Source organism: Variovorax sp. CF079, assembly GCF_900101545.1.
Taxonomy (GTDB): domain Bacteria; phylum Pseudomonadota; class Gammaproteobacteria; order Burkholderiales; family Burkholderiaceae_C; genus Variovorax.
In genome coordinates, this window is record NZ_FMZU01000036.1 from 18,184 (window position 1) to 35,016 (window position 16,833).

Here is a 16,833-nt window from a genome sequence, read left to right on the forward strand (position 1 = left end):
CCACCGGCGTACATCATCGGGATGCATGCGAACACAAGAAGGCTGGCGAGCACACCCGCGGTGGCCGCACGCGCGAAGGTCAGAAGGCGTGCCTGATGCCGAAGTCGTAGCCGATGGACCTGCGAGGCTCCATTCCATTGGTGCTGACGTAGGCAGGCTGAGGCAGGATGGCAGGGAGACTCAGCACCAGAGGGGTGACGCCCATCACGGTCGGGTTGTTGTGGCCGTTTCGGATGCCGATGCGCGCCACCGACGCATACAACGCCGTGCGCTTGGACAGGTTGTGCACGTAGCCCAGCGCCAGCTTGTTGACCGAGGCATCGCTGTCCGGCAGGCCGTTGCCGTTCCTGAAATTCACCCGCGCAAACGACGCACGAATGATGCCTGGGCCCACCGGCACGTTCACGCCGGCGACGAGGCCGTCGTAGCGGTCCGTCGAGCGTGCAGGGAGGGCCGTGGTGCCATCGCGCACATCGCGCACGCGCGACCATTCGCCGAGGACCTTCACTACCCCGAAGTCGTAGGAGCCGCCGATGTTCGAGCTCTTGATCTTCTCGCCACCGGGGGTTGTGCTGGCCAAGGTGCTTTCACCATAGCCCAGCGCCACGTCGGCCTTGCCGTCGGTCCAGCCCAGGCGGCCGCCCGCATAGCGCCCGCGCTCGGACGGACCACCGGGCACGGTGCTGACTTCCACGTTCTCGTGAAGCGCATACTGCACCTGCCCATAGAGGCCTGCCAGTCCCGGAGGCAAGAAGTAGCTGACCGCATTGCTCGTGCGCAGATAGCTGTCGGTGCCGGCAGACAGTCCCCCGCCGAGCAGACCGCCGGTGGCCAGCGCCCGTGAAGCTGCCAGATTGCTGTTGACCACCGCGATCAGATTGGTGCCGACGCCGTTGACGCCGAAGGGATCGAACACGGCGTCGTTCCAGAAGGAGGCGGTGTAGTCGCGGCCCAGTCGAAGCTCGCCGAAGGGGCCGGACAGGCTGACGGTGGAGCGACGGCCGAAGTTCGAGATGGCGCTGGCACCCGAGTCGTTGGCCATTGGCGCCTCCAGCCAGAAGCTGGCCGCCAGCCCGCCGCCCAGATCCTCGGTACCTCGAAAACCGAACCTGCTGGAGTTGTAGCCCGAGCTCGACAGCACCTTCTGGCTTTGCGTCACCTGCCGCGGCAGCGTCGGCCCCCAGGATCGACTCGTGGCGCGGTAGTAGCTGAAACCGGCATCGACAACGCCGAACATGGTGACGGACGATTGCGCGGCGGCAGCTCCCGCATCCGCGAGCGCGCAAAGCGCCAGTGCGAGTTTCTTCATGGATGGGCTCTCCTCACATCGATCAGTTGGATTGCAACGGACGTGTCCGTTGCGCTACGTTTGGCGGTCCCGACATGGCCAGCCACCTGCATCAGGGCATCCAGCGCAACAGGGCGATCGCCAGAACTGCCAGGAACACGGTTTCGCCCACCATCAGCACCGCCGGCTTGAGGCCGACGGCGACCAGTTCGCGCAGTTGGGTCTTCATGCCGATGCCGGCCATCGCCGCCACCAGCAACCAGCCGGAGAGGTCGCTGCCCATGCGGGTGAGCGAGCTCGGCAGCCAACCGGTGCTGTTGAGCGCCACCGCCACCGCGAAGCCGACGGCGAACCACGGCAGCAGCGGTGGCCGGGGGCCGTCGCCTGCCTTCCCGCCGCGGCGCGTGAACGCCACGGCGAGCAGGATCACCGGCAGCAGCGCCGCCACGCGCACCAGCTTGACCAGGGTGGCGGTATCGCCGACCTCCTGCGACATTCCGTAGCCGGCGCCCACCACCTGCGCCACGTCGTGGATGGTGGCGCCGAGGAACACGCCCGCGGTCTGCGTGTCCATGCCCAGCGCGCGCGCAAGCATGGGGTAGAGGATCATCGTGAAGGTGGAGAGCGCCGACACGCCGACCACGGTGAACAGCGTGGCGCGCTCCTTGAGCGGGTGCGGCGGCAGCGCCGCCGAGAGCGCCAGCGCGGCCGAGGCGCCGCAGATGGCGGTGGCGCCGCCGCTGAGCAGGCCGAACAGGATGTTGAAGCCCATCAGCCGCGCCACGATCATCGACACGCAGATGGTCAACACCAGCGAGAACGCGACCACCAGCACCGGGGACCAGCCCAGCGCGATGACCTGCGCCGCCGTGATGCGCAGTCCCAGCAGCGCCACGCCCCAGCGCAACACCTGGCGCGCGGTGAACTCGATACCCGGCTTGCACGGCCCATCGCCGGAGAGGAAGTTCATCGCCATGCCCAGCATGAGCGCGAACAGCATCACCGGCGCACCGTAGTGCTGCGACAAGAAGGTGGCCGCGGCCGCGACCACGGCGCATGCGACCACGCCAGGGAAGAGCTCGCGCCCGCGTGAATGCCAGCTGGCGAGGGAGAGGCTCGTCATGGGTGCCTCAGGCCTTGGCCAGCAAGTGGTCGCCCCAGGCATCGCGCAGCAGGTTCTTCTGCACCTTGCCGGTCGCGCCCAGGGGGATGCTGTCGACGAACACCACGTCGTCCGGCGTCCACCACTTGGCGATCTTGCCTTCGTAGAAGCCGAGCAGTTCGTCGCGCGTCACTGCATGGCCCGATTTTTTCGCCACCACCAGCAGCGGCCGTTCGTCCCACTTGGCGTGGCGCGCGGCGATGCAGGCGGCCATGGCGACGGCGGGGTGCGCCATGGCGATGTTCTCCAGGTCGATGGAGCCGATCCACTCGCCCCCGGACTTGATCACGTCCTTGCTGCGATCGGTGATCTGCATGAAGCCGTCGGCATCGATGGTGGACACGTCACCGGTCGGAAACCAGCCGTCCACCAGCGGGCCGGCCTCCTCGCCGCGGAAATAGCCCGCAGCGATCCAGGGCCCCCGCACCATCAGTTCGCCCGCGGCCCGGCCGTCGTGCGGCAGCCGCTCGCCCTGGGCGCCGACGATCTTCATCTCCACGCCGAACACCGCGCGGCCCTGCCTGGACTGGATGGCCAGGCGCTGTGGCGCGTCGAGTGCCTGATGTTGCGGCTTGAGCCTGCACACCGTGCCCAGAGGGCTGGTTTCCGTCATGCCCCAGGCGTGCACCACCTGTACGCCATGGCGTTCCTGGAAGGACTGCACCATGGCAAGCGGGCAGGCCGAGCCGCCAACAATGGTGCGGCGCATGGTGCTGAACTTCAGCCCGTTGGCTTCCACGTGCGCGAGCAGTCCCTGCCACACGGTAGGCACGCCGGCAGACACAGTGACGCCTTCGGCCTCGAACAACTCGTGCAGCGACTTGCCATCGAGCCGCGGGCCGGGAAACACCAGCTTGGCCCCCACCATGCAGGCGATGTACGGAATGCCCCAGGCGTTCACGTGGAACATGGGCACCACAGGCAGCACTGTATCGCTGCTGGCGTAGCTCAGCGCATCCGGCAGCGCTGCCGCATAGGCGTGCAGGAGCGTGGAGCGGTGGCTGTAGAGCACGCCCTTGGGCTTGCCGGTGGTGCCGGACGTGTAGCACAGCGACGAGGCGCTGCGCTCGTCGAACTCGGGCCAGTCGAACGCGGGCGAATGGGCCTCGAGCAGATCCTCGTAGCACAGCAGGTTCGGCACCGTCGTGGAGACGGGCATGTGCGCGCGGTCGGTCATCGCGACGAAGGTCCTGATGGTCGCCACGTGCGGCGCGATGGCTTCGACCAGGGGAAGGAAGGTGAGGTCGAAGAACAGGATCCGGTCTTCGGCGTGATCGGCGATCCACGCCACCTGATCGGCATGCAGGCGTGGATTGATCGTATGCAGCACGGCGCCCGTGCCCGATACGGCGTAGTAGAGCTCCATGTGGCGGTGGCCGTTCCAGGCCAGCGTGGCCACACGCTCGCCCTGCGCGATGCCATGCGCCGCCAGCGCGTTGGCCAGCCGGCGAGCGCGCCGGCCGAGATCACGGTAGGTCATGCGGTGCAGGTCGCCCTCGACGCGGCGCGACACGATCTCCTGGTCGCCGTGCTGGCTCTCTGCATGCGTGAGCAGGCTGGAGATCAGCAGCGGCCGATCCATCATCAAACCGTTCATGGGAAATGCTCTCAGGTTGTTGGAGGCGAAGCAGGCCCGGCGCGGCCCGGACAAGCAGTCGTCGGCGCCGGCGTCGCTCGGGAGGAAGGCATGCATCCGGATGGCCATCGCCATCCGGCGGTTCAGGGCACCAGGACGGTCGATCCGGTGGTCTTGCGCGACTCCAGCGCGCGATGGGCTTCGGCCGCATCCTCGAGCTGGAACACCTGCTTGGGCTCGCTGACGATGCGCCCGGCGAGCACGTGGTCGAACAGTTCGCGGGCCATGTCCAGCATGTGGGCGCGCGGCTGGATGTAGTGCACCATCGCCGGCCGCGTGACCCAGAGCGAACCCTTGGCGGCCAGCATCTGCGAGTCGATCACCACCGGGCCCGACGATGTGCCGTTGCTGACCAACGAGCCCCGGGGCTGCAGGCAGCCCAGCGACGCCTCGAGCGTGTCCTTGCCCACCGAGTCGTAGACGACCGGCACGCCCTTGCCGCCGGTGATCTCCCGGACGCGCTGGACGATGTTCTCGCGCGAGGTCACGATGGTGTGGGCGCAGCCGTTGGCCTTGGCGAGCTCGGCCTTCTCGTCGGTGCTGACCGTGCCGATCATGGTCACGCCCATGGCACGCGCCCATTGGCAGGCGATCAGGCCCACGCCGCCGGCTGCCGCGTGGTAGAGGATGGTCTCTCCGCCCTGGAGCGGGAACACCTGACGGAACAGGTACTGCGCAGTCATGCCCTTCATCATCAAGGTGGCGGCCGTGCGGTCCGATACGCCGTCGGGCAGCGGGATCAGCACCTCGGCCGGCATCACGCGCACCTGCGAGTACGCGCCCTGCGGTCCGATCAGATAGCCCACGCGGTCGCCGACCCGGATGTCCGTCACGCCCGGGCCCACGGCTTCGACCACGCCCACTGCATCGGAGCCCAGCCCGTTGGGCAGCGCAAGCGGATAGCGTCCGGTCCGGAAATAGACGTCGATGAAGTTCAGCGCGATGTAGCTGTGGCGCACTCGCGCCTGGCCGGGGCCGGGATCCCCGACCTCGACGTCTTCGAGCTTCAAAACATCGGGCGTGCCGGTCTCGTAAAAGCGGATGGCCTTGACCATTTCGTGTCTCCTGTTCTTCAGTTGGGGAGTCCGGCGTGCAACGTCTGCCCGCGGCGGCCTCGGTGCTCAGTTGAGCTTGATGTCGAAGGTCTTGACGATGTCGGCGTTGCGGTCGTATTCCTCCCGCAGTTCGCTCTGCGCCTGCGCCAGCGAGCGCTCCGGCATCGGCTCGAAGCCGGCACCGATCAGGCGCTCGCGCACCGCTGCGTTCGCCGCGACCTTCTGCAGCGCCGCATGAATCTTCTCGGCCAACGGTGCCGGCATCTGGGACGAGGCGATCACGCCGGTCCAGTTGCTGAAGTTCAGCTGCGGGTAGCCGAGCTCCGCGAGCGTGGGCACGTTCGGAAACTCCGGCAAGCGGGTCTTGGTCGCGACCGCCAGCAGTCGCACCTTCCCGGCAGCGATCAGGTTCCTGGAGGTGACGGCCCCGTCGAACATCAGCGGAACCTGGCCGCCCATCAACTGCGCCAGCGCGGGCGCCGACCCCGGGTAGGGCACATGCTGCATGTCCAGTCCCGCCGTCTTGTTCAGGATTGCTCCGGCGTACTGGGATGCCGTTCCCGCGCTGTAGGAGGCATAGGACACCTGGCCGGGATGCGCCTTCACGTAGGCAATGGCTTCCTTCGCGTCCCTGGCAGGGAACTGGGGCGAACAGATGAAGAGCATCGAGGAGAGCGCCATCAGCGAGAGGGGCTTGACGTCCTTGAGCGGATCGAAGCCGCCCTTGAGCACGTGCGGCACCTCGGTGAGAACGTTGCTGGCCGTCACCATCAGTGCCTGGCCGTCAGCCGGCTGCGAGAGCAGGTACTTCACTGCGATGGCGCCGCCGGCGCCGGGCTTGTTCTCGACCACCACCGGCTGGCCGATGTCGCGCGAGAGCTGATCGCTCACGATGCGCGCCATCACGTCGATGGTGCCTCCTGGCGGCGCGGGCACGATCATCTTGATCGGCTTGTCGGCAAAAGCGAGCGCCGAAGCCGGCGCCACCCCCGCGACGGCGACCGCGGCACACAAGGCGAGGCGGAAGAAATGCATCATGGTTTTTTCCCGTGCCGCGCTCAGGCGGCCTTGCGCAGGAAGCCCTGCTGGCCACCATTGCGATTGGGTGCGAAACCGTTGGCCAGCAGCGTCTCTTCCGCCGTGTCGTAGAACACGCCGATCTTGCAGATCTCGCGCGCCTCCTGCGCGGTCGCGATGGGGCGGCCGAATTCACCGGCAATGCGCACCAGCTGCTCGATCTGCGCCACAGTGCCGATCTTTGCGCTGCGCGACTGGTTCCAGAGGTTGTCTTCGGTGCCGCAGCGCACATGCAGGCCCATGGCGATGCCCATCATGTTGATCGGCAACACGTTGAGCACCGAGCTCTCCACCGTCAACATCGCACCATCGGGCACGGCGCGCACGAAGTTGGCGAGGTTGTAGATATTCGGCGCGTCCATGCCGCCGCTGATGGCCACCCAGTTCATCACCAGCGGGCCTTTGTAGACGCCGCGGCGCATCAGCCGCTCGACCGACTCGAAGCTGTTGATGTTGTAGCACTGGAATGCACTCTGGATGCCCGCAGCCGACAGGCGACGGATGTGCTCCTCGGCCCAGCCGGGCTGGGCAGGCACGGTCATCTCCTTGTAGGCAGTGAAGACGGCCGGATCTTCCATCGAAGTGCCCTGGATGTCCCGGGCGTCGAACTGCTCCAGGATGTTCATCTGCGAGGTGTTGATCGTCACCGTCACCTGGTCGGGCTTGGGGTCCAGCTCCGCCAGCATGTGGCGCGTGTCATCGCTCAGCCACTTGGCGGCGGCGCCATCGGTCTCGGGCGCAAAGCTGATGGAGCCGCCCACTTGAACGATCATCTCCGGCACACGGGCGCGCACGCCGGCGATCAACTCGTTGAACTTGGAAAGTCGCTTGGAACCCTTGCCGTCCAATTCGCGCACATGCAGGTGCAGCACGGTGGCGCCGGCCTCGTAGCAGTCCACCGCCTTCTGGATCTGCTCTTCCATCGTCACGGCGATCTCGCCGGGAAAATCGGAGGGCACCCACGAAGGGGCGTAGGGGGCCGCCGTGATGACCAGCGGCTGCTGGTTCTCGGGAAACAGGTGTCCGTCGAGGAAGTTCATTGAATGCTCCGGGGAATGTCGTGGGGATGGGGCGACGAGGCGCGGGTCAGGACGTGGGCGTGCCGATGATTCCGGCGCGTTCCATCTTGCGGTGGCAGGGCGGGTAGTCCATCACCGCGTAGTGCTGCGTGGCCCGGTTGTCCCAGATCGCCACGCTGTCGGGCTGCCAACGCCAGCGCACCTGGTACTCGGGAATGGCAGCCTGGCTCTGCAGGTACTGCAGCAGTGAGGACGAGCCCTGAACGAAGTCCTGTCCGTAGCGCACGTTGGCCGGCGTATGGAAGTTGGTGAAGTGCGTGGTGAAACTGTTGACGAACAGCACCTTCTCGCCGGTCTCGGGGTGGGTGCGAACCACGGGATGCTCGGCGTCCGGGTACTGGGCCTTGAGCGCCAGCCGCTTCTCGATCGGCATGGCCGCGCCGAATGTCGCCTCGATGCTGTGGCGCGCCCGCAGCGGGGCGATCAGTGTCTTGATGTGCTCGGGCAGCCTTTCGTAGGCCAGCGCCATGTTCGCCCACATGGTGTCCCCACCGACCGGCGGGCACTCGACACAGCGCAGCACGCAGCCCATCGGGGGCACCTCGCGCCAGGTGGCGTCCGTGTGCCAACTGTTCTCGTAGCGATCGTTGGATGCATCGGGCGTCTTGTAGATGCGCACCAGCCCGGGGTGCTCGGGATCGCTGCCGGCGACGGGGTGGTCTTCCAGTTCTCCGAAGCGGCGAGCAAAGGCCACGTGGTCCTCGCGACTGAATGTCTGATTGCGCAGGAACAGCACCTTGTGGCGCAACAGCGCAGCCTTGATCTCGGAGAACAGTTCGACGCTGCGAACTGCGTCGGCAAGGCTGACGCCATTGAGCTGTGCGCCGATGGCGCACGTCAGCGGTTCGATCTGCATGCTTGTCTCCTTCTTGGTGACTGAACTGTAGGAGTCGCGCTGTATTGGCGCTTTGCAGTTCATGCCATTCGCTTGACATTTGATGCCAGAATCGGCGCACGACTGGAACGCTTCACGATGGCAGCCTTGGTGCGCGCAGCCGCGCTGACGAACTTCTCCGAAGTTGCACAAGAGCTCGGATTCGATCCGGGCGCGGCACTGCGCAGGGCGGGACTGCGCGCAGAGCTGATTCGCCAGCCGGACCAGCTGATCGAAGCGGATCGGGTTGCACGCCTGTTCGAGGATGCGGCCCGCGAGACCGGTTGCGAGTCCTTCGGTCTGCGCATGGCAGCGCGGCGCCAGCTCTCGAACTTCGGCGTCGTCAGTCTGCTGCTCATGCACCAACCCACGCTGCGGCAGGTACTGCTGACGCTGATCGATCACCTGCACCTGCTCAACGAGAGATTGGCGATCGAGGTCGAGGACGTCGGGAACCTGGTCGTCCTGCGCGAGGAGCTGGTTCTTCCGGTCGCCGCGCGCCAATCCATCGAACTGGCGATCGGCGTTCTCTACCGGCTGGGCGAGGGACTTCTTCAGGAGCGCTGGCGACCGACGAGCGTGAGCTTCACGCACCCACCGCCGGCGAACCCGGCGTTTCATCGTCGCTTCTTCAAGTGCCGCATCGAGTTCAACGGCGCCTTCAATGGGCTGGTGTGCCGGGCGGCCGATCTGGATGTGGCCAATTCGGCGGCCGATCCTGTGCTGGCCGAATATGCCAAGAAGATGATTGCGGCGCTGCCCGATGATCGGCAGCGCTCGATTGACCAGGAGGTTCGCAAGGCGATCTACCTGATGCTGCCGACGGGTCGCGCGACATGTAAGTCCGTCGCATCCGGCCTGGGGATCAGCATGCGCACGCTGCAGCGAGAGCTCGACGGATGCGGACTCACCTTCAAGGCCTTGATCAGTGAAGTGAGGCAGGAACTCGCGCGCCGCTATGTCGCCAATACCCACCACAGCCTTGGCGAGGTGGCGGCGATGCTGGGCTACACCACGCACAGCGCATTCACCCGGTGGTTCGGCACCCAGTTCGGCTGTTCGCCGGAAACGTGGCGCACCCGGTCTTCGCCTTCGGCAAGCCGTGCCGTCCGCCAGCGCCGTCCGCACGCGGGGCGAGGCGCGGCATAGCGTCCTTGAACGCCGGCAGCTGCAGGCAGTGTCGTGAAAAGCCAAGTGGGCGACGCCAAGCGTCAAGCGGGCCGTGGCGCGAATCCAGAAGATGCAACCGTCCCGCACAACGCGGGCGTCCATCTTTCCACGGAGACCCACATGCACTTTCTCGACGACTCCCTTCTGCCCGAAAACCAGGAACCGCTTGTCATCCAGGCCGCACCCTACGGACCTCAATGGCTTCCGGGCGACTCCGACGACATTCCCGTCTCGATGGCTGACCAGGTCCAGAAGGCGGTGGATTGCTACAACGCCGGTGCCACCGTGCTGCACGTGCATATCCGCGAAGCCGACGGCAAGGGATCGAAGCGGCTCTCGATGTTCAACGAAATGCTTGATCGCCTGCGCACCGCCGTTCCGAAGATGGTGTTGCAGGTGGGCGGATCCATTTCCTTTGCGCCGGAGAATGAAGGAGACACCGCGAAATGGCTCTCCGACGACACGCGCCACGGCCTTGCCGAACTGACGCCCCGACCCGACCAGGTGACGGTTGCCGTCAACACGAACCAGATGAACACGGCGGAGATGAAGACGCCTTCGGATGTCGAAGGTACTTCCGGAATCGTCCAGAAAGGCGTGCCGCCCCAACTCGCCTCATCACCCATCACAGCCCGCCATGTTTTGACGCACACCTCGGGTCTCCCCAACCTTAGCGGTGAAGAACTGTTGCAGACTTACTTCCCGCCAGGGAGCTGGTTCAGCTATTCAAGCGTCGGCTTCGCCTATCTTCAAATGGCGCTCGAGGCCGCCACGAACGAGTCTTTGGAGGCGCTTGCACAACGCTTGGTGTTCGACCCATTGGGGATGCAATCGTCCAGCTTCCAATGGCGCGACCGCTTCAGCGAGGATGTTGCCTTGCCGCACGAGGGTGAAGAGCGGCTTGAGAAGCATCGTCCGGCCGTCGCTCATGCCTCCTATTCCCTTCAGACCACAGCTGGCGACTACGCAAAGTTCATGGTCGCTGTTCTCAACGGCACGTCGTTGAGAGAGTCGACGCGCCGCCAATGGTTGACGCCCACAATGAGGGTGCCGAAAGGGGATGCCACCCACCTAGCAGACAGCCCCCCGAGACCGAGCAAGAAATCGGTTGGGGCCTCGGGTGGGGAGTTGAAGCAACTGGCGGCACATTCTTCCAATGGGGAAAGATGGATGGCATCCGGGCCTTCGCAATGGGAAATCCAAGAACTCAGTCAGCAGTCGTCCTTCTGACGAACAGTAACCGCGGCCTTCGCTTGATGGATGTGGCGGCAGAAGCTACGCTGCCGGGCGAGCATCCTGCCTTCTCGTGGCTGCGAGCGTGTGTCACAGAGTGAACCCGCTCAACCGCCGCCGACGGCCAAACCCGGACCTTCCATGTTGCGAAGAGAAAGTGACGTGTAGATGCCTCAGTCAATAGGTCAGGTCGCGGTTGTAGTGCGCGACTACGACGAAGCGCTCAGCTTTTACATTGGAATCCTCGGGTTCACTCTTGTTGAGGACACGTATGTGCCCGAACAAGACAAGCGGTGGGTTGTCATCTCCCCACCCGGCGCCACGGAATCACGCTTGTTGCTCGCACGAGCCGCAAATGGCGAACAGGCGACGCGAGTTGGCAACCAGACCGGAGGGCGGGTTTTCCTGTTCCTGTTCACGGACGATTTCTGGCGCGACTTTCGTTCGTACAAGGCCAAGGGTGTCACGTTCATTCGGGAGCCGAAGGAAGAGCCGTATGGCACCGTTGCCGTGTTCCAGGACCTCTATGGCAATTTGTGGGACCTTTTGCAGCCGCGGAAGCCCGTCTGACGGCAGAGTTCGGCCAGGGGCCGACATTCACCATGGGTCCTACGTGAGGCACAGGCCGGATTCATTGGGCTTGAGGATTTTTTTCGATACCGAGTCTACGGGGCTTACCGATGACGCTCAACTGGTGTCAATCGGGATGGTCGACGAGACCGGCCGCCTGACCTTCTACGCAGAGGTGATGGGCGTCGACGCTGCAGACTGCAGCCCGTTCTGCCGCGCGAAAGTGCTCCCGCTGCTCCAGGGCGGTCGCTTCGCCGTGCCGCTCGACCAGCTTCGAACTGCGCTTCATGTTTGGCTCTCCGCCTTGGGTCCGGCGGTGTTGGTGTGCGACTCCCCGCGCGACGCGGTTCAGCTTTCGCGCTTGTTCCCAGATGGGTTGCCTGCCAACTGCTCGGTCAGCGTTCTCGGATTCTTGGGGAAGGCGCGTCGACGCGTCCTCAACGTCGGGCGTCGGTTGCACCGAAAGCACGGGCTGCGCGTGCATCACGCCGACGCCAAGGCGAACCGCATTGCGCTCATGTAGAGACGGCCCCTCGCCGTGATGGCCGCCACGGCGCGAGTTGACGAAGTGACGTTAGCCGCTCGGAGGAGGCGCCGCAGAGGACCGTGCCGGCGATTACAACAACGCTTCGTACACAGCGAGGTCCTTGTCCGAGAAGCAGCAGAAAACTACTTCCCCGAGCTCACCGTTTTCTGAGACGTACGCTCGCACCTGAGCGACTGCGATGCGCGCCGCTTGGTTGACGGGATAGCCATAAACGCCAGTGCTGATGCATGGAAACGCAATGGTCTTGGCGTCGACCAGCGTCGCAAGCTCGAGCGCACGGCGATAGCACGAGGCGAGCAGTTCGGGCTCATTCTGCTTGCCGCCCTGCCACACCGGTCCTACCGCGTGCACGACATGCTTCGCTGGCAGCAGAAACCCCTTCGTAACCTTCGCGTTGCCGGCAGCGCAGCCCCCCAGTGCACGGCACGCCTCGAGTAGCTCGGGACCCGCAGCACTGTGAATGGCGCCGTCGACGCCGCCACCACCCAGCAATTTCGAGTTCGCAGCGTTGACGATTACGTCAACCTGCAACTTCGTGATGTCCGCCTTGATTGCACGCAGCCTTGTGGCCATTGCACTGCTCCTCCAGTCATTTCCTGGCGCGCTCTGTACGCCATTTGAGGACTATGATGGTCAAGCGCGTCCGCCGCAATCGGGCGTTTGCACCACCTGCGGGTGAGCCAACAATCAGGCGTGAGGCATGTACCGGCGTGCAGTCGTCTGTAGGCACTCAAACGGCGCCTCATCGGCGCCGTTTGTTTGAGGTGCACCATTGATGCGTTCTTGTTCACCTGCAGGGCAAGGGTCGCAAGCAGCGCACCGTGCCACTGTGGCGTTCCACGGTCAGGCAGATCCGGACTTGGCTGAAGCTCAACCCGCAGCTCGGGCCGGCCTCACCGCTACTGCCGAACCGTATCGGAACGGCGATGACGCGCAACAACGTGACGCAGCGGCTTGCCCTGGCGGTAAAGGCCGCGACCACGATCCAACCGCAGCTCGCCAAGCGCCGCATCTCTCCGCACATCGTTCGACACGCGACAGCGATGCACTTGCTGCAATCCGGCGTCGACATCAGCGTCATCGCGCTATGGCTGGGGCACGAGAGCCCGACAACGACACATCTCTACGTGGAGGCGGACCTCGCGATGAAGGAGCGCGCGCTGGCCAGGCTGCACGAGCCCGACGCGGCAATACGTCGTTACCGAGCTCCCGACTCGCTGGTGGAATTCTTGAAGACTCTGTAGTTATGGGCAGTACCCGGGTGCCGCGTCTCCGCCCCGTTCGAGGAGGGCGCCCGGGATCGCCCGGCGAACTGTTCATAACTGGGATCTGTGCCTAATGACTGCAAGCTGTCCTTCGTGTGCGGCGAGTGACGGGCAATCCCACGATCCGCAGAGCCGCAAGGCTGCCGTTTGCGCGACTCCGTGGAGCGGACGCTTCTTCGACGCCGGGGCCGAAACCAGTTCACGCCCTGCCCTGGGGGGCCGCATGAAACGTCGAACGTTCTTGGGCAGAGGTGCAGTCCAGGCGCGATGACGTCGCCTTTTCCAGTCTCCGCCGCTCATCACTTGAGTCACACCTGGCGAGGCCAAGGCTTGTCAACAATCAGGTGCGTGTTTTAAGCTGCCTTGAGGCCTGTCGTGCTGAAAGAGGTGTTCCAATGAATGAGCTTGAACGACTGGAAGCCATGCTTCGTGCGCAGCCGGCGTCCCTCACCATTGAACAACGTCGGGCAGCGTCCGACGCTCTGGGAGATCTCTTCCCGCTGGCAGCGGATGTCTGTGTGGAACAGGTGGAGGCGCACGGCGTTCAAGCTGAATGGACCTCCACGCCTGTCGCGAGCACCAGCGAAGTCATCCTCTATCTTCACAGCGGGGGATATGTTTGGGGCTCGCTGAAGAGCCATCGGCACCTCGTGAGCGAGTTGGGCCGCACGGCGACGATGAGAACGCTCGCCCTCGACTACAGGCGTGCCCCTGAGTTCCCGTTTCCGCATGCCCTGGAAGATGCGGTCAGCGGATACAGATTCCTCCTGGATTCCGGCTTCAAACCTCGTCAGATCGCGGTTGCCGGCGATAGCGCGGGAGCGGGCCTGGCCGTGGCCTTGCTGGTCCGACTGAAAGAACTGGGCACGCAGCAGCCAGCCTGCGCACTGCTTCTCTCGCCCTGGGCCGACATGACAGCGACTGCGGACAGCTACAGCCGCAACGCGAAGCGAGATCCGGTCCTCAACCGCGAGATCATGCAGTTTTTGGCCGAGCAGTACCTTGGAAAGCGGTCACGAGAGACACCTCTCGCGTCGCCGGTTTTCGCCGATCTGAGCGGCATCGCCCCTCTCACGATCTTCGTGGGGGCCACGGAGGCCTTGCTGGATGACGCGGTCGCACTCACCCGCGCGGCGGGTCTCGCCGATGTGAGCGTGCGGCTGGAGATTTGGCCGAAGATGTTCCACGTCTGGCCCACCTACCATCAGGTGTTGGCGCAAGGCAGGCAAGGTGTCGCCAGAGCTGGAAGGCTGCTGCGTGAAGCCGTGGAAGCGGCTTCGAGCGGCGAAGGCTGATGCATCGGTCCAGCGAGATGATCGCTTCTCAGACTGCGGGCCTGCTGCATGCGCCATCGCTGTTTGGCTACGCATGCGTGGGGGGCAACGGTTCAATGCACCATTGGCCGTGTGTGTCGCCGCGCGCCGGTCGTGTCGACCTTTGGGCCAGCGCACGCAACGCGAGTCCGACCGTCATTGACGAGCCCGACAGGTGACCGTCGCGACCGGCAGCTCATGGCCGCCAGTTCCACTTCACCGGCCGCGGTCGAAGGTCAGCTTCGCTGCATTCCGGTCGTTCGGCGCCCGACGTCGACGGACCGCAACGGTGAAGGGTTGTCCACGGGCCCGAAGCGGACCTACGCCGCCTCCAAAAGCGGGCGTTCTCATGATGAGAGCGCGGTCTTTTCCGGGCGATTTTTTGCTTCGCAGAACGCCGGAACGAGCTCTTCAAAAACGGACTGCGGATCCAAGTTTTCCTCAGGCTGGTCGATGATCAACGGCCGTTCATCGTGAGCATCCAAAGCAAGGTAGAGGAGCAAAAGCACGATGCCACGGGTGCCAGGCGAAAGTCGCTCAATGTCGATGCTTAGCGCTTGCTGGCCCCTCGGGCTGTCCGCTTGCTCGGTGTCAGCAAAGGAAGGACATCTGAGAATTGGCAAGTTGCGCGCGCAAGGGTCACCATGGTTGTCATGAACTCCCCGGCGCGTGCTGTTTTGTAGACGGCGGCGTATTGAAGCGGCGGCAGAGCCGGTTTGACGTCCAACCTCACGAGCCTGCCGACATCGCAAAGATGGCGGAATGTCGGCCACTGGACGTAGGTCACCCCCGCGCCGGCACATGCCAGGCTCAGTAGCGGAACGATGCTGTTGCTCGTCGTGCGGACCTTCGCTCTGAATCCGGTCTTTTTGAACCAGCGTTCCAGAATAAGGCCGGGGCCCGACCTGTTGGCTAGCACCGGGTATAGGGCGAGCTCGGCCAGCGTCATCGGCTGTGTCGCCTCCACCAACCCGGGCTTGCACATCCAGACAAGTTCCACTTCGCCCACCGGCTCGCTGATAAACCGCGCCTCATCGTACGCATTAGGCACGATCATCAAATCGATCTCGTCAGCGAGCAACTTGTCCCTCAAGGTCACGCTTGCGTCCACGTCTGGCTCGATTCTGACGTGAGGAAGATTCTCCTGAACCTCTGCGATCAAAGCGCTTAGCCACGTCATCGCGGTGGCCTCAGTCACCCCTAGTCTTAGGGCGCGAGTTCCGGAGACTTGCCCTGCAAGATGCAGAACCGTCTCGTCGCGAAGTGCAAGCATGCGCCCCGCGTATGCGAGCAGTTCGCTCCCTTTGTCGGTCAGACGGGCCGTCCGCTCCGTCCGGTCGAACAGCGTCAGCTCCAACTGCGATTCAAGCTCCTGGATTCTTTTGGTGATGGCCGAGGGAACTGTATGCAGCTTCTCGCTCGCGGGAACGAACCCGCCGAGCGTTGCCACCCAGAAGAACGCTTCCAGCTGCTTGAACGTCATACATATGTTCCTTTAGGAGAAATATAAACCTCTTATATTTCAATTGTAGGAACACGGGATTCGTCACACACTGCGGGCAGCAAACCCAATAGGCCAGTCATGACAACGTTCGACATCGCACTCATCCGCCAAGCTGCAGAACGCGTGGAAGGCCGGGTTGTCCGAACGCCGCTACTCGAGTCACCGATGTTGAACGAGCGAGCGGGCTGCCGGCTGCTGGTAAAAGCAGAGAACCTGCAGCTCACAGGATCTTTCAAGATCCGAGGCGCCCTGAACAAGCTCCTCTCGATGCCTGCCGCTGAGCGGAGCAACGGGGTGGTGGCGTTCTCTGCAGGCAATCACGGACAGGGAGTGGCGGCGGCTGCGCGTGCGGTCGGATGTCCCGCCATCATCGTGATGCCTACCACGGCCCCGAACATCAAGGTCGACAACTGCCGCTGGTGGGGTGCGGAAGTCGTCCAATACGATCCGAACGCCCAAAACCGTGAAGACGTCGCGCGCGAAATCGCGTCGCCGCGTGGAATGACGGTAGTCTCGCCGTTCGATGATTACGACATCATGGCGGGGCAAGGCACGTGCGGCCTCGAGATCGTGGAGCAACTGACCGAGCAACAGGTCGCTCCAGATATGGTGGTCATCAATTGCAGCGGTGGCGGCTTGGCCTCGGGTGTCGCGGAAGCCGTCAAGACTGCGTTTCCTTTGGCGCGAATCCATCTTGCTGAGATTGAAGGCTACGAGAAGATGGCGCGCTCGCTTCGCGCGGGCAGCGCGCAGCGCAACGCTACGGTCCCGAAGACCATCCTGGACGGCATCAATGGCCCCACAGCAGGCACCCTGCCCCTGCAAGTGTTGTTGCGTCACGGCGCAACGGGCATCGGCGTCAGCGATGAAGAGGCGCTTTCCGGTCTGAGCGCAGCCTTCAACTGGCTCAAGCTCGTTCTGGAGCCGGGCGGCTCCGCAGCGATTGGCGGCGTGCTTTCGGGAAAGCTCGACGTGGCAGGCAAGAACGTCGTCGTGATCGCATCCGGCGGAAACGTGGACCCCTCCGTCTTCGCCAACAGCCTGCTCGGGTGAGCCCTTC

General features: G+C 64.3%; 16 protein-coding genes and 1 pseudogene. 7 read left to right on the forward strand and 10 right to left on the reverse strand.

Annotated features, from left to right (window positions below):
- Positions 1 to 79: 79 nt before the first annotated feature.
- The 7 genes from BLS74_RS32145 to BLS74_RS32175 all read right to left on the reverse strand — a co-directional run bounded on the left by BLS74_RS32145 (position 80) and on the right by BLS74_RS32175 (position 8,153).
- Positions 80 to 1,309 carry a porin gene (locus BLS74_RS32145; RefSeq protein WP_093111853.1) on the reverse strand — a complete coding sequence of 410 codons (1,230 nt, stop codon included), beginning with the start codon at positions 1,307 to 1,309 and terminating at the stop codon, positions 80 to 82.
- A gap of 91 nt (positions 1,310 to 1,400) precedes the next feature.
- A complete protein-coding gene (locus BLS74_RS32150) occupies positions 1,401 to 2,411 on the reverse strand; it encodes a YeiH family protein (RefSeq protein ID WP_093111855.1) in 1,011 nt (336 codons plus the stop codon).
- A gap of 7 nt (positions 2,412 to 2,418) precedes the next feature.
- A complete protein-coding gene (locus BLS74_RS32155; RefSeq protein WP_093111910.1) occupies positions 2,419 to 4,047 on the reverse strand; it encodes a 3-(methylthio)propionyl-CoA ligase in 1,629 nt (542 codons plus the stop codon).
- A gap of 122 nt (positions 4,048 to 4,169) precedes the next feature.
- Positions 4,170 to 5,141, reverse strand: a complete 972-nt coding sequence (locus tag BLS74_RS32160; protein ID WP_093111857.1) for a quinone oxidoreductase family protein — start codon at positions 5,139 to 5,141, stop codon at positions 4,170 to 4,172.
- A gap of 66 nt (positions 5,142 to 5,207) precedes the next feature.
- A complete protein-coding gene (locus BLS74_RS32165; RefSeq protein ID WP_093111912.1) occupies positions 5,208 to 6,176 on the reverse strand; it encodes a Bug family tripartite tricarboxylate transporter substrate binding protein in 969 nt (322 codons plus the stop codon).
- A gap of 23 nt (positions 6,177 to 6,199) precedes the next feature.
- Complete coding sequence (locus BLS74_RS32170; RefSeq protein ID WP_093111859.1) at positions 6,200 to 7,258, reverse strand: beta-keto acid cleavage family enzyme; 1,059 nt, start codon at positions 7,256 to 7,258, stop codon at positions 6,200 to 6,202.
- A 46-nt stretch (positions 7,259 to 7,304) separates the two neighbouring features.
- Positions 7,305 to 8,153 (reverse strand): TauD/TfdA dioxygenase family protein, encoded by an 849-nt coding sequence (locus BLS74_RS32175; protein ID WP_093111861.1) that lies wholly within the window; start codon positions 8,151 to 8,153, stop codon positions 7,305 to 7,307.
- 117 nt (positions 8,154 to 8,270) lie between these two features.
- Here BLS74_RS32175 and BLS74_RS32180 point away from each other — a divergent pair, with 117 nt between their 5' ends.
- From BLS74_RS32180 to BLS74_RS32195, 4 genes are all read left to right on the forward strand, one after another.
- On the forward strand, positions 8,271 to 9,320 hold the full coding sequence (locus BLS74_RS32180) for an AraC family transcriptional regulator (protein ID WP_093111863.1): 1,050 nt from the start codon (positions 8,271 to 8,273) through the stop codon (positions 9,318 to 9,320).
- 141 nt (positions 9,321 to 9,461) lie between these two features.
- Positions 9,462 to 10,571: a 3-keto-5-aminohexanoate cleavage protein gene (locus tag BLS74_RS34700; protein ID WP_170855799.1), complete on the forward strand. Its 1,110-nt coding sequence runs from the start codon at positions 9,462 to 9,464 to the stop codon at positions 10,569 to 10,571.
- Positions 10,572 to 10,742: 171 nt separating this feature from the next.
- Positions 10,743 to 11,144 (forward strand): VOC family protein, encoded by a 402-nt coding sequence (locus BLS74_RS32190; RefSeq protein WP_093111865.1) that lies wholly within the window; start codon positions 10,743 to 10,745, stop codon positions 11,142 to 11,144.
- 136 nt (positions 11,145 to 11,280) lie between these two features.
- Positions 11,281 to 11,667 carry a hypothetical protein gene (locus tag BLS74_RS32195; protein WP_139191803.1) on the forward strand — a complete coding sequence of 129 codons (387 nt, stop codon included), beginning with the start codon at positions 11,281 to 11,283 and terminating at the stop codon, positions 11,665 to 11,667.
- A gap of 93 nt (positions 11,668 to 11,760) precedes the next feature.
- Here the strand turns inward: BLS74_RS32195 and BLS74_RS32200 are convergent, their stop codons facing one another.
- Positions 11,761 to 12,264: an O-acetyl-ADP-ribose deacetylase gene (locus tag BLS74_RS32200; RefSeq protein WP_093111869.1), complete on the reverse strand. Its 504-nt coding sequence runs from the start codon at positions 12,262 to 12,264 to the stop codon at positions 11,761 to 11,763.
- Positions 12,265 to 12,476: 212 nt separating this feature from the next.
- Between BLS74_RS32200 and BLS74_RS32205 the strand changes: the two are divergent.
- Together BLS74_RS32205 and BLS74_RS32210 are read left to right on the forward strand one after the other, a co-directional pair.
- Positions 12,477 to 12,935: pseudogene (locus BLS74_RS32205) on the forward strand (tyrosine-type recombinase/integrase); the annotation flags it as partial.
- 416 nt (positions 12,936 to 13,351) lie between these two features.
- Positions 13,352 to 14,251, forward strand: a complete 900-nt coding sequence (locus tag BLS74_RS32210) for an alpha/beta hydrolase (protein WP_093111873.1) — start codon at positions 13,352 to 13,354, stop codon at positions 14,249 to 14,251.
- A 365-nt stretch (positions 14,252 to 14,616) separates the two neighbouring features.
- Here BLS74_RS32210 and BLS74_RS34705 read toward each other — a convergent pair whose 3' ends face one another.
- Both BLS74_RS34705 and BLS74_RS32220 read right to left on the reverse strand, forming a co-directional pair.
- Positions 14,617 to 14,778, reverse strand: coding sequence for a hypothetical protein (locus BLS74_RS34705; protein ID WP_170855795.1), 162 nt, complete (start codon positions 14,776 to 14,778; stop codon positions 14,617 to 14,619).
- A 41-nt stretch (positions 14,779 to 14,819) separates the two neighbouring features.
- Positions 14,820 to 15,752 (reverse strand): LysR family transcriptional regulator, encoded by a 933-nt coding sequence (locus tag BLS74_RS32220; RefSeq protein ID WP_093111877.1) that lies wholly within the window; start codon positions 15,750 to 15,752, stop codon positions 14,820 to 14,822.
- A 99-nt stretch (positions 15,753 to 15,851) separates the two neighbouring features.
- On the opposite strand from BLS74_RS32220, the gene BLS74_RS32225 reads away from it, so the two are divergent.
- Positions 15,852 to 16,826, forward strand: coding sequence for a threonine ammonia-lyase (locus BLS74_RS32225; RefSeq protein WP_093111879.1), 975 nt, complete (start codon positions 15,852 to 15,854; stop codon positions 16,824 to 16,826).
- The last annotated feature ends 7 nt before the right edge of the window (positions 16,827 to 16,833 follow it).

Excerpts from the sequence above, each read along its gene's own strand:
- BLS74_RS32210 (WP_093111873.1), top strand. The coding sequence starts at position 13,352 with ATGAATGAGCTTGAACGACTGGAAGCCATGCTTCGTGCGCAGCCGGCG.
- BLS74_RS32190 (WP_093111865.1), top strand. The coding sequence starts at position 10,743 with ATGCCTCAGTCAATAGGTCAGGTCGCGGTTGTAGTGCGCGACTACGAC.
- BLS74_RS32170 (WP_093111859.1), bottom strand. The coding sequence starts at position 7,258 with ATGAACTTCCTCGACGGACACCTGTTTCCCGAGAACCAGCAGCCGCTG.
- BLS74_RS32165 (WP_093111912.1), bottom strand. The coding sequence starts at position 6,176 with ATGCATTTCTTCCGCCTCGCCTTGTGTGCCGCGGTCGCCGTCGCGGGG.
- BLS74_RS32160 (WP_093111857.1), bottom strand. The coding sequence starts at position 5,141 with ATGGTCAAGGCCATCCGCTTTTACGAGACCGGCACGCCCGATGTTTTG.
- BLS74_RS32175 (WP_093111861.1), bottom strand. The coding sequence starts at position 8,153 with ATGCAGATCGAACCGCTGACGTGCGCCATCGGCGCACAGCTCAATGGC.
- BLS74_RS32180 (WP_093111863.1), top strand. The coding sequence starts at position 8,271 with ATGGCAGCCTTGGTGCGCGCAGCCGCGCTGACGAACTTCTCCGAAGTT.
- BLS74_RS32155 (WP_093111910.1), bottom strand. The coding sequence starts at position 4,047 with ATGAACGGTTTGATGATGGATCGGCCGCTGCTGATCTCCAGCCTGCTC.
- BLS74_RS32200 (WP_093111869.1), bottom strand. The coding sequence starts at position 12,264 with ATGGCCACAAGGCTGCGTGCAATCAAGGCGGACATCACGAAGTTGCAG.
- BLS74_RS32220 (WP_093111877.1), bottom strand. The coding sequence starts at position 15,752 with ATGACGTTCAAGCAGCTGGAAGCGTTCTTCTGGGTGGCAACGCTCGGC.
- BLS74_RS32225 (WP_093111879.1), top strand. The coding sequence starts at position 15,852 with ATGACAACGTTCGACATCGCACTCATCCGCCAAGCTGCAGAACGCGTG.
- BLS74_RS32150 (WP_093111855.1), bottom strand. The coding sequence starts at position 2,411 with ATGACGAGCCTCTCCCTCGCCAGCTGGCATTCACGCGGGCGCGAGCTC.
- BLS74_RS32145 (WP_093111853.1), bottom strand. The coding sequence starts at position 1,309 with ATGAAGAAACTCGCACTGGCGCTTTGCGCGCTCGCGGATGCGGGAGCT.
- BLS74_RS32195 (WP_139191803.1), top strand. The coding sequence starts at position 11,281 with ATGGTCGACGAGACCGGCCGCCTGACCTTCTACGCAGAGGTGATGGGC.
- BLS74_RS34700 (WP_170855799.1), top strand. The coding sequence starts at position 9,462 with ATGCACTTTCTCGACGACTCCCTTCTGCCCGAAAACCAGGAACCGCTT.